Source organism: Calothrix sp. NIES-2098, assembly GCF_963875125.1.
In the GTDB taxonomy this organism is placed as follows: domain Bacteria; phylum Cyanobacteriota; class Cyanobacteriia; order Cyanobacteriales; family Nostocaceae; genus Aulosira.
Window position 1 is genome coordinate 339,147 of record NZ_CAWNKJ010000001.1, and the last position, 10,854, is coordinate 350,000.

11 protein-coding genes (1 of these 11 cut by a window edge) are annotated in these 10,854 nt (G+C 42.0%); 5 read left to right on the forward strand and 6 right to left on the reverse strand.

Annotated features, from left to right (window positions below; all coding sequences use genetic code 11):
• Window positions 1-17 precede the first annotated feature (17 nt).
• Window positions 18-1,172: an ATP-binding protein gene (locus AACU33_RS01285; RefSeq protein WP_339375688.1), complete on the forward strand. Its 1,155-nt coding sequence runs from the start codon at window positions 18-20 to the stop codon at window positions 1,170-1,172.
• 136 nt (window positions 1,173-1,308) lie between these two features.
• Window positions 1,309-4,131: a DUF5682 family protein gene (locus AACU33_RS01290; protein WP_096586686.1), complete on the forward strand. Its 2,823-nt coding sequence runs from the start codon at window positions 1,309-1,311 to the stop codon at window positions 4,129-4,131.
• Between the two features lie 49 nt (window positions 4,132-4,180).
• On the opposite strand, the gene AACU33_RS01295 is transcribed toward AACU33_RS01290, so the two are convergent.
• The 3 genes from AACU33_RS01295 to AACU33_RS01305 all read right to left on the reverse strand — a co-directional run bounded on the left by AACU33_RS01295 (window position 4,181) and on the right by AACU33_RS01305 (window position 6,114).
• Window positions 4,181-4,594 (reverse strand): hypothetical protein, encoded by a 414-nt coding sequence (locus AACU33_RS01295; RefSeq protein WP_339375689.1) that lies wholly within the window; start codon window positions 4,592-4,594, stop codon window positions 4,181-4,183.
• Window positions 4,595-5,024: 430 nt separating this feature from the next.
• Window positions 5,025-5,354: a hypothetical protein gene (locus AACU33_RS01300; RefSeq protein WP_096586689.1), complete on the reverse strand. Its 330-nt coding sequence runs from the start codon at window positions 5,352-5,354 to the stop codon at window positions 5,025-5,027.
• 124 nt (window positions 5,355-5,478) lie between these two features.
• The gene (locus AACU33_RS01305; RefSeq protein ID WP_339375690.1) at window positions 5,479-6,114 is read right to left on the reverse strand and encodes an alpha/beta hydrolase; all 636 of its coding nucleotides are present in this window, start codon (window positions 6,112-6,114) and stop codon (window positions 5,479-5,481) included.
• Window positions 6,115-6,301: 187 nt separating this feature from the next.
• Between AACU33_RS01305 and AACU33_RS01310 the strand changes: the two genes are divergently transcribed.
• Both AACU33_RS01310 and AACU33_RS01315 read left to right on the forward strand, forming a co-directional pair.
• Window positions 6,302-6,505, forward strand: coding sequence for a hypothetical protein (locus tag AACU33_RS01310; RefSeq protein ID WP_096586690.1), 204 nt, complete (start codon window positions 6,302-6,304; stop codon window positions 6,503-6,505).
• 18 nt (window positions 6,506-6,523) lie between these two features.
• On the forward strand, window positions 6,524-7,075 hold the full coding sequence (locus AACU33_RS01315; RefSeq protein WP_096586691.1) for an HD domain-containing protein: 552 nt from the start codon (window positions 6,524-6,526) through the stop codon (window positions 7,073-7,075).
• Window positions 7,076-7,087: 12 nt separating this feature from the next.
• On the opposite strand, the gene AACU33_RS01320 is transcribed toward AACU33_RS01315, so the two are convergent.
• The 3 genes from AACU33_RS01320 to AACU33_RS01330 all read right to left on the reverse strand — a co-directional run bounded on the left by AACU33_RS01320 (window position 7,088) and on the right by AACU33_RS01330 (window position 9,754).
• On the reverse strand, window positions 7,088-7,279 hold the full coding sequence (locus tag AACU33_RS01320; protein ID WP_096586692.1) for an RNA-binding S4 domain-containing protein: 192 nt from the start codon (window positions 7,277-7,279) through the stop codon (window positions 7,088-7,090).
• Between the two features lie 104 nt (window positions 7,280-7,383).
• Window positions 7,384-9,129, reverse strand: a complete 1,746-nt coding sequence (gene recN, locus AACU33_RS01325; protein ID WP_096586693.1) for a DNA repair protein RecN — start codon at window positions 9,127-9,129, stop codon at window positions 7,384-7,386.
• A 196-nt stretch (window positions 9,130-9,325) separates the two neighbouring features.
• Window positions 9,326-9,754, reverse strand: coding sequence for a hypothetical protein (locus AACU33_RS01330; RefSeq protein ID WP_339375691.1), 429 nt, complete (start codon window positions 9,752-9,754; stop codon window positions 9,326-9,328).
• Here AACU33_RS01330 and AACU33_RS01335 point away from each other — a divergent pair.
• Window positions 9,753-10,854 carry the 5' portion of an ABC1 kinase family protein gene (locus tag AACU33_RS01335; RefSeq protein ID WP_339375692.1) on the forward strand. Its footprint extends 968 nt past the window's final position, so only the first 1,102 of its 2,070 coding nucleotides appear in the window; it begins with the start codon at window positions 9,753-9,755; its stop codon lies off the right edge, out of view. The two genes, AACU33_RS01330 and AACU33_RS01335, sit on opposite strands and share 2 nt — an antisense overlap.

A 10,854-nucleotide genomic window follows, 5' to 3' on the forward strand; every position in this document is an offset into this window, starting at 1 on the left:
ATTATTAGGAGATAAAAATGGCAAAGGCTAAAAGTAATACTACAAGTAGCGAGACTAAAGATAATACTGTCATGCTGCGCCAACCAGCCGAATTAAAATATGCAGAAGAATTAGAATATTTAGCCTCAATTGATAAAGGTACAAAACCCTTTTCTTGGCGACTGTCGCCGCAAATGGTACGCACCTTTGTATTAGGAAGTACCCCATCGCAAAAATTAGACCACCAAATTGAACAGAAATGGTACGGAGATAGTGCGATCGCAGAACGTGCTATTGTCACTTTAGCTTCTGACCGGGGTTTACTCTTAATTGGCGACCCCGGTACAGGTAAAAGCTGGTTAGCAGAATTACTTGCAGCAGCAATTTCTGGGAATTCCACCTATGTAGTTCAGGGAACTGCGGGAACAACAGAAGACCAAATTAAATATTCTTGGAATGTGGCGATGGTAATCGCATCTGGTCAATCCCGCGATTCTTTGATACCCTCACCCATTATGACAGCCATGCATAGCGGTGCAATGGGCAGATTTGAGGAATTGACACGCTGTACTTCCGATGTGCAAGATGCACTGATATCCATACTGAGTGAAAAGTATATTTCCATTCCCGAACTAAAGATAGATAACGTAGCTTTCGCACAACCCGGGTTTAATGTCATCGCCACAGCCAACAGCCGCGACAGGGGTGTCAATGAACTTTCTTCAGCGTTGAAACGGCGGTTTAATTTCGTACATATGCCTGTGGTGACGAATAAGAAACAAGAAAAAGAAATTATCCTCTTCCGCACCAAGGAATTAATGAATCGTCACGGCTTTGAAGTGGATGTTCCGCCAACATTATTAGATGTATTATTGCAGACCTTTGCCGACTTACGCGAAACCAGCGCCGCCGCTAGTTCCGACGACCAGCGTTTAGAATCGGCGCTTTCTACAGCCGAACAAATCGGTGTGTTAGAAGATGCAATTTTACACAGCCGATATTTTGGTGCGACTAATTTAGAAGCGGGTGCATTAGCTAAATCATTAGTCGGTACTTTAGTACGTCGTCAACCAGAAGATATTTCTGTGATGAATCAATTTTGGCACGCCGTTGTAGAGAAGCGCAGTCAAGAATACAAAGGTGAATGGGAAGACTTTCTCGAAGGTGGGAAACAAGCGATGGGGTTATTTTAAGCATTACGCAAAAACCTCTCAAACTCTTCCTCCTTCGTGTCCTTCGCGCCTTTGCGGTTCGTTTCTATCTTTTATTCTCACGCAAAGGCGCAAAGACGCAAAGAAGAACTCCAAATATTTGGAAACTTCCTAAACTATGAGCCTACCCACTGCATTCAACGCACTCCAAGAACAACTCCTCAACGCGGCGGAAAAATTCGCTACTGATGCACAACCATTAAGCGAAATGCTAACCGCTTTAATCAAAGATGTAGAAAAAGCCAGCAGCGAACCCCTAGAAATTTTCCCCGTATGTCACCATTCCCCATCCTCCGCTTTACAAATGGTGCGACGGTTACGGGAAAAACCGCCGAAAGTCATCTACTTAGAACTATGCGAAGACTTACAAAACACCGTGGAAAATTTACGTGATTGTAAATTACCCGTCGCTTTACAAGCCTTCGCTGCCGAATCTGAGCATTTTTCGCCCAAAATCATGCCTTTGAGTGTGGTTGCACCTATAACTGAAGCTTCCGCAGAATATCAAGCGATCGCATTTGCACTCCAACACCCCGACACTCAATTAGTCTTTGTCGATCGCGCTGTTGATTTTGTCTTTCAATGGGAACCTCCTGATAAAAAACTGGCTGAAGAATCTGAAGAACCCGCCAGCGATGAAGCGAAAATGCATGGTTCGGCGGTAGGTGTAGAAGTAGGTAACCTCGTCCCCACTTTTGACCAATTTTTAAGCTTTTTACTCCGCAACTCCAATACTCGCCACTTTTCGGAATGGTGGGATGAGTATGTAGAAACAGCAATTATCGGCGCAGACTACGATACTTACCGCCAAGTCATGTTCCTCATCGGTAGCTTAATGCGCCGCTTAGGAACTCGCAACAAAGATATCGAAATCGACCGCCAGCGCGAACGCTATATGTGGACTTCCATGAAAAAACACATGGCGGCACATAATATTGCACCTGAGGAAGCTATCTATATATGTGGTGCAGCGCACTCTGCTAGTGATGTAGAAGAATACAGCGTTACTAATAATAATCTCTGGGAAATCCCGGAACGCACCCAAACTAAATGGTTATATGGTTTAATTCCTTCCAGTTTTGCGGCTATTGAATACCAATTTCATCACCCGGCGGGTACGGTATCGCTAGCAGAAGCGACTTGGAAAAAAAATCTCAAGGTTACAGGCTTAAAAGGATTTTCGCTCAATAAAGAAGAGAAAGCAACTAAAACTAAACCAAGTCCTGTTACAGCCACCAATTCCACTCTCGCAGCCTTCTTAACTCGTCCCCCAGAATTAGCTAAAGCCGATACCGAACAATTATTGCAATGGTGCGCTGATATTGTCGGATTAGCACGTAAAAATGCCTATTTAGCGAGTACCGCTGACTCTATCGCCATTTATCAAACCTCAATGTTGCTAGCGGGGATGCGGAACCGAATGCACCCCACACCTTACGATTTCCAAGATGCAGCCATAACTTGTCTCGAAAAAGACCGCACTCCCAAAAAACGCAATATTTACCAACTTTGCCAAATTTTACTCGGAGGCGATCGCATTGGTACGGTTGGTTACGCTTCTTTACCTCCCCTAGCGCAAGATGTGTATGACAGACTTCAACCTTTAGGAGTCAACCTACTTGCACAAACCAACCAACGCGCCTTAATGGATTTCAAGCAGCAACCGGAACTTTTACCATGTTCGGATGTGCTGTGGCGATTGCATTATTTGTTGGGTGATACGATTGTCAAACCCATTATGGGCGATCGCAGTCTTGGTTCCAAACCGATTCAAGAATCTTGGGAAATTCGCATCGGTAAATACCAGCGCCATCTCATTATGCTTGGTTATGAAGGTGTCAGCATCGAGCAAGTTTTAGAACAGCGTCTCAAACAAACAGCTTTCTCTCCCCAAGCCAAAACCAGCGATGTTCTCAAAGCCACAGAAGATAGTATTTTATACGCACGCAGCCTCCGCTTAACGCAAGAACTCGGAGAACACGCGATTTCTCTCCTCAAACAAGAAACTGGTGTCAGCGATGCACCCCAAGTATTTGAACGAGTCCGCAGGTTAGTCCATTACTACCGCGCCACACCCACAGGCTTACCACAATGGATAGAGCGTTTTGTTACTACAGGCTACGGACATTACGCTACCTTACTACCCCAAGCCTTTGCAGATAGGGGAACTACACCCGAACAAATCGCCGGGATGCTAAATTTTATCTTCACCCTAGAAAGTTTGGCGCTATCTCTCGGTTGTAACCGCAGTCAATTATTAATCGGTGTCAAACAATCCAGCCAAGGGTTAGACGACCCCGCCAAAATAGGTTTATTGTGGACAACCGAATGGTTACTAACATTAAGAAAATTAGAAGAAATTCGGGAATTCTTCAATGATGTAATTAACAACGAAATGTTAATTAAATCTTTCCCCGAATACTTAAATGGGTTTATTTTATCTTTAACATTTGCACCCAGAATTAGTAAATTTGTCGTCGAACTGTTGAGTAAATTATTCGCCACAGTTCCCGATAAAATTTTATTACCTTGGCTACCCAGTCTGATTCTCAAACTGCGACCCCATGCTCAAATCTTGCAAGCATTAATCAAAGAAGGCTCAAGTAATTTCCCGAAAAATTTAGCTGGCTTTAATAGCTGGGTTCCCGCCTGGTCAAAACCGCAAGCTGAAATTAAAGAACAGGTCAAACAAGTCGAGGCTGTACCAACACTCAGCGAAAATGAGTTAAAAATCCGAGAATTTGTGTTTAATTCTCCAGCCACAACCAATGCGCTAGCTAAACTACTTGGTATTGAAAATTTAACTTGGCAAGAAAATTTAGAAGCAAAGATAAATTTAAGCGATCGCTTATCTGAAAAAGAGCTAAAAATGCAAGAATTAATTACTACTCATCCAGCTACATTAAACTACTTTGCTGGCATGATTAATTCAACATTTTGACTCATGAATTTTCATCAAGGGCGGGTAAATCCCGCCCTTACGACGGAATTCAAAAATCCTCCAAACCTACTGTCATAAAGCGTTCGATTATCGGATCGATTTCTGCTCTTAATTCCTTGCTAAAATCCGATTCTGCTCTTAATTCCTTGCTAGAATCTGATTCAATAACCTCAGTCTGACGCTCAATCTTTTGTTCAACTGGCTGAGAAATTGATTTTACTGGCTGTGGTGGCTCTTCACTCACAGCAATTACAGGAACCGAAGGCGGTAGCGATTGCTCTGACGATGGTACGTGAGATTTGGACTTGAGTTGCGTAAGTTGTGTAGTTGCACCCAGTCCCAGCATTGCACCAGCAACTGTAAACATTGCAGTCTGATTCAAGTATTGAACGCCCAAATATCCCAGTGCGATCGCAGATACTGTGGCGGTGATGCTTCCCATGATAACTTGCTGTTGTTTCAATTGTTTATCCTTAACTTCGTTGGTAGTTTAGATTGAGTTAGCCCCTGAATTTGATGTAGCATCGATCGCGGTTTGTCCTATGACATAACTACCTTCTAACAAGAAATACTGGTAGCCAAGCAGACCTAATATGGTTACTCAAGGTAGGGTGATTTTGCGTTGTGCTTGCAGAGCAGAGAAAGCTTTTGAGATTTAGCCTCATCCTTTCAAATCTGTATCTACTGACAACAGTCAACCTTTTGCTACATACTGATAGAGATTATACAGATAACGCATTTGATGCAATTTGGCAAGTAACTTTAGACACAAGATGTAATATTGCTCAATTTACCGTGGATTGGGACAAACAACAAGTTCCATGCTCAGTAACCCTTTTCCCACCCATCAACGCAGAGTCTGACTGTCAACGATTGTTAGGCATTAGACTTGCTTAAGGTAGTAGTTGTAACTTCAGTCTACCAGTGGTCAGCATAGCGTAACCAATCCTTACCGCTATCAATGCCACAGCAAATGAGATAAGCGAAATTGGAGCAATAAAAATTACACTACTCATGATCGCATAAGCTAAACTACCAGCAATTAACAACCAAGCATATTGACGATTCTGTCCGCCATACTTCAAGCACAATATTCCTGATATTGTCAAAACCATCACAGGCAAGGTAGGGATAAAGTATCCAGATAAAATTACACTACTTGCCAAAACCTTGATGCCAAATAGCATGGAAGCCAATCCAATAAGTCTGATAAGAAATTTCATCTTGATATCTATTGCTATGAAGGTGAGCAATAGAATTTAGGTTTTGCAAATGCAAATTATGCAAAAACTATCCCCAGATTTCGCCTATGCTACGTCTGGGAATGCCATTTACTATACTTTTGTTTTAGCTAAAGACTTTCGCCAGGTTACTTAACCTTTCATAAACAGGAACCAAGCGATCGCCTTCAATTTCAACAGTAGGATGGGGATAGTTACGAATCGCTCCCAGCAGTGTAACTTCACCATTTTGGCTAATAGATGTACTCAAAGCACTTCGCAGTGCTTGCTGATTGAGTTCTCCCTCAGGAGGATGAACTACCTCACCAATTTGATTAACTAAAATAGGCCCAGCCCAGCTAGACAGCAAGTTATTTAAAAAGGTGCGATCGGCTTTGATCCCGGCTGATAGCGCCTTACGAGCTAATGCAGGATTTTGTTTAGCCGCTTGTAAATAAGCCCTCAGCGTGGGAGTAGTCTTGCCACTTTCCACAAACTGGTTTAATTCTTGTACAGAGATTGGCCCTTGAAAATTACCATACTTCAAAACAACTTGCTCGGCAGCATTAGCATTTGGGCTGAAAAATAGAATACTAGCACCCACTCCTAAACCTACTGTCTGTCCAAGTAATTTAATAAATTGTTTCTTGCTAAATTGATGGAAATGGTTAAAAATCTGCATTTTCTCAAACTTCCTAGTGGTATAGAGAGCTTTTACTGCATTTAATTGAGCATTTAAGCCCATAACTTGAAAAGCACTCATACTACAATTTGATTTCCTATATTAATATTAGGCTCTGAATAGAAAATGACACTCTGGCTATGGGTTGAAAGTTGCCATTATAGTTATGAAATTTTGGGCGATCGCAGATTTTAGCGAACTCAAGTATAATTCACGATCGATGGTTATATCAGCCACCTCTATTTTTGGAAATCTGTGGTTATGAGAAATGTCTAAGCATTTTCCCTTTGAAAATATTAACCAAATGCAACAATGGTATCAAGGAATCAAAGATGCCAACCGCAATAATATTTTCTGTCATTGTCGTGCGTGTGGTTATGAGTGGATGGATTCAACATTTGATGCTATTTGTAGTAAATGCAATAGCAGAAATGTAGAAAGTATTTCATCTTGGCAATTTCCAGATGATTAAATTTAAAATTTACCGTATATGAAACAAAATTGGTCACAAGACAAGTACATTAAAGCCTATGAATTTGCTGCAAAAGCACATCAAGGTCAGAAGATGCCCGGTTCAGAAATACCTTACATTATGCACTTAAGTTTTGTAAGTATGGAAGTAATTGCTGCCTTAAATGCAGAGAAAGAAGCCGACGGAAATCTGGCAATACAATGTGCTATTTTGCATGACACTATCGAAGATACAAGTAAAACTTACGAGCAAATAACAGAAGAATTCGGTGAAGCAGTAGCTAAAGGCGTACTGGCGTTAACTAAAGATAGTAATTTAGCCAAAAATCTACAGATGGCAGATAGTTTGCACAGAATCAAACAACAGCCAAAAGAAATCTGGATGGTTAAATTAGCAGATAGAATTACTAATCTCCAAGCACCACCACATTATTGGACTACAGATAAAATTACTCGCTATCGAGAAGAAGGGATTCAGATTTATGAAGCTTTGAAAGATGCTAGTGATTTTCTAGCTTCACGTTTAGCTATTAAAATTGAAGATTATCAATCATTTATTTATCAAGTATAAATGAATAGCTTATTATCCTATTACTTCCCCAACATCATAAGTTTTCCCTTCGATCGTTACACGATCGCCTGAAACTAATTTCCGTCCTCTTCGGGTTTCAACTATGCCATTAACTTTGACATAACCATCAAGAATCATCAGTTTAGCTTGTCCTCCAGTTGAGGCTATACCTATTAACTTTAAAAACTGATCGAGTTTAATCATCTTATAAGGATTATCAATAAAATATTGAATTTTTCACCCTTGTGTCTCTGTGGTTCATAAAAAGCTTATAACTACAATTTTATAATTCCCAAAGACACATCAAATTAAGATTTCTCCCGCCGATAATTAGCAGCTTGCAATAAAAGAGATTCTGCAAAAGCGATCGCATCTGTCGCCGATTTCCCCCCAGCTAACTGCGCTAATTCATCCCGGCGAGTTGTTAAATTATCCAAAGCAGTAACGCGCACCACAGTACGCTGTTCGCTACTGCCATTGTTAGCTTTATTACCTTTGCTTTGATTAATAATTTGCTTATCTACCCGGAAATGCCTATCTGCCATCGCCGCTACTAATGGTTGGTGTGTAACACATAATACCTGGTGGCTTTGACTCAACTGGTGTAATTTTTCCGCGATCGCTTGGGCGACTCTTCCGGAGACACCCACATCAATTTCATCAAATACCATTGTCCCTGCGCCATCTGCTTGAGAAACACAAGCTTTCAGCGCTAGTAAAAAGCGGCTCATTTCCCCTCCAGAGGCAATTTCGCTTAAAGGTTGCAGCGGTTCGCCGGGGTTAGGACTAAACATAAATGTAATTTTGTCCGCACCAGTAGCAGTTGGGGCAATAGGTACAATATCTACTTTAAATTGCACCTTTTCCATTGCTAGGGGTTTGAGTTCAGCTATCAACCTTGCTTCTAAATCGTTAGCGGCTGTCCGACGCAATTGAGTTAACTTATGACAAGCTTGAGTCAGTTTTGCTAAACTTGCTTGTTCTTGCTGTTCTAAACTTTCGATAGATTGTTCGCTGTTGTTGAGTTCGGCTAATTCACCTTGGATTTTTTGATAGTAAGCGATCGCTTCTTGTAATGTCGGGCCATATTTCCGACAAACTTGCTTTAATTCACGAATTCTTTCTTCTACTTCTTCTAATCGCTGCGGATCTGCTTCTAAATCTTCGCCATAAGCATTAATTTGTCTAGCTACTTCCATTAATGTAGCTTGGGCATCCCTGACTAAATCTAACAGCGGTTGCAGTTGGGAATCGTACTCCACCATGTCATTTAAGGTGGCTTCGCTGTCTCCCAATAAATCTGCGGCGGCTGGGGCTTCGTTATCATTTTGATACAAAGCTTGATAGATTTTGTAACTCATCTGTTGCAGATCTACTACATGATTCAGCCGTTCCCGTTCTTGTAATAGCTGCTCTAATTCATTAGGATCGTTGAGGTTGACTGCTCCCAATTCCTGAACTTGATAAGTGAGTAAATCCAGTTGTTGCAACCGTTCCCGTTCTGAGGTACGGCGTTTTTCTAATGCTAGATGTGCTTGTTGATACGTAGAAAAAGCAGTAGCGATCGCTTGACGCTGCTGCATAAGAGAATCGCCACCATGTAAATCCAACCAATCGCGGACTTGGGCGGATTGTCCCACTTGTACAGTTTGACCTTGGGCAGTAATTTCCACCAAGCGATCGCGCAGTCCTCCCATCATCTGCCGATTCACCAACACGCCATTTATCCGCGATCTACTCCGGACATTACTAGCAGTGGCAGCAATTTCTCGACTGATAACTACAGAGTTTTCGTCTATCGAATCAATTTCTTGTTCGTTCAACCAAGCCGCTAAGGTAGCGTTAGATTTAAAAGTAGCTTCTACCATCGCCCGACTCGTGCCGGTACGAATGACGCGACTAGATACCTTACCTCCAAGGGCAGCATCAATCGCATCCAATATAATCGATTTTCCCGCGCCAGTTTCACCTGTTAATACGTTCAATCCAGCGCCAAATTCCAGTTCCAGTTGGTCAATTAGAGCAAAGTTTTCAATTCGCAGGCAAAGCAACATCAAGCCAAATTCTCCATGTAGGCAGATGCCGAATACTTCCAACTTTTAGGGCTAGGCATGAGCGTTTAGCAACCAGCATGACCCACTACTATAGAAGTAACAGGCCCATTTAAGTGTAACAAACCTAGTGCCGCTACGCGGAAGTTAACAGGGCTTGCACAAAATATCGCTCCATATCTCATTGCTTCGAGTCCCTTTAGCCTACCCTGCGGGAACGCCTCTGGCGAATGCGGTTTGTTAACTTAGTTTTTGATGTGTGAAGTGTAGTTGGCTTGGTAGTAACTACCGTACATGCTGAGAGTACAACCGTGGCACAAATAAAGATACCATTGAAAATAGTACAAAAGTCTATTGTAAAAGTCTTTTGGCGTTTCACTCCTGTTGTTTCCCCAACGAAAACTGCTGTGATGGTTAAACAACAATTTTTTCTCAAAATTAAGCGATCGCAGCAAATATAGTGCTTTGCTATTATTACAATCCAATTTCTGGAGTGAGAGGAAACTGGAACAGATAAATCCCGATCGCCTTTAAGCAAATCACTTCCTCTCAAATCATCAGGGTGCTTGATGCTAAACATATTGTTACAATGCTTAACATAATCAATTCGACCGGTGGCATTCTTCATGATTGTGAAAACACTTCCCCCAACTTCCCGACCGATCGAGGAGGACAATGGCGGTAGCAACAACCGCCCTAAAGATCTATCCGTTGCTGAAGTCGTGTCAGAAAATGGCACACAAGCCTTGGTTGTAAAATCGCCAAGATTGATAGCAGCCCAACAACAAATAGCTTTGACAATCCCAGTTGAAACTGAGATGACGCGTTACGATGCAGGAGAGATTGCGGCGCATTATGAACAAAGACCCCTACAAGTTTTTGGGCGGATTCTTGCTATTTTAGGGCCAACTCTCTCCTTTGCTTTTGGGTTGTGGTGGGACAGCAAACGGGGAATTGTGGTGAAAAATGACCGCCGCCGCGCTGCACAACTTCGAGAATTATTAACGCGGCTGGGGCCGGCGTATATCAAAATTGGGCAAGCTTTATCGACTAGACCGGATTTAGTTCCGCCCGCATTCTTAGAAGAACTCACCAAGCTACAAGACCAATTACCGCCTTTTCCTAACGAAATTGCTTACCAGTTTATTGAAGAAGAACTCGGCGCACCGCCCGATGAAATTTATACAGAACTTTCACCAGAACCGATTGCGGCTGCTTCTTTGGGGCAAGTTTACAAAGGTAAGCTAAAAACTGGTGAAGAAGTAGCAGTCAAAGTTCAGCGTCCTGACTTAAAAGAAACAATTACTATTGATTTATATATTTTACGTCGCCTAGCTGGTTGGGCAAAGAAAACCTTTAAACGGGTACGTAGCGATTTAGTCGGTATTTTGGATGAATTAGGCGATCGCATTTTTGAAGAAATGGACTATATCCACGAAGGGGAAAATGCCGAGCGTTTTTTCCACTTATATGGTCACATAAAAGACATATATGTACCGAAAATTTACTGGGAATACACCAATCGCCGTGTATTGACGATGGAGTGGATTAACGGGATTAAATTAACCCAAACCCCAGAAATTAACGCTAAAGGTATAGATGCGCGTTATTTAATCGAAGTGGGTGTACAGTGTTCTTTGCGACAATTGTTAGAACATGGGTTTTTCCACGCTGACCCCCACCCAGGTAATCTTTTAGCTACTTTGGATGGCAAATTAGCTTATCTCG

Coding starts and splice junctions, on each gene's coding strand:
- recN (WP_096586693.1), bottom strand. CDS start 9,129: ATGTTGCTTTGCCTGCGAATTGAAAACTTTGCTCTAATTGACCAACTG.
- AACU33_RS01330 (WP_339375691.1), bottom strand. CDS start 9,754: ATGAAGAATGCCACCGGTCGAATTGATTATGTTAAGCATTGTAACAAT.
- AACU33_RS01285 (WP_339375688.1), top strand. CDS start 18: ATGGCAAAGGCTAAAAGTAATACTACAAGTAGCGAGACTAAAGATAAT.
- AACU33_RS01320 (WP_096586692.1), bottom strand. CDS start 7,279: ATGATTAAACTCGATCAGTTTTTAAAGTTAATAGGTATAGCCTCAACT.
- AACU33_RS01300 (WP_096586689.1), bottom strand. CDS start 5,354: ATGAAATTTCTTATCAGACTTATTGGATTGGCTTCCATGCTATTTGGC.
- AACU33_RS01310 (WP_096586690.1), top strand. CDS start 6,302: ATGTCTAAGCATTTTCCCTTTGAAAATATTAACCAAATGCAACAATGG.
- AACU33_RS01305 (WP_339375690.1), bottom strand. CDS start 6,114: ATGAGTGCTTTTCAAGTTATGGGCTTAAATGCTCAATTAAATGCAGTA.
- AACU33_RS01315 (WP_096586691.1), top strand. CDS start 6,524: ATGAAACAAAATTGGTCACAAGACAAGTACATTAAAGCCTATGAATTT.
- AACU33_RS01290 (WP_096586686.1), top strand. CDS start 1,309: ATGAGCCTACCCACTGCATTCAACGCACTCCAAGAACAACTCCTCAAC.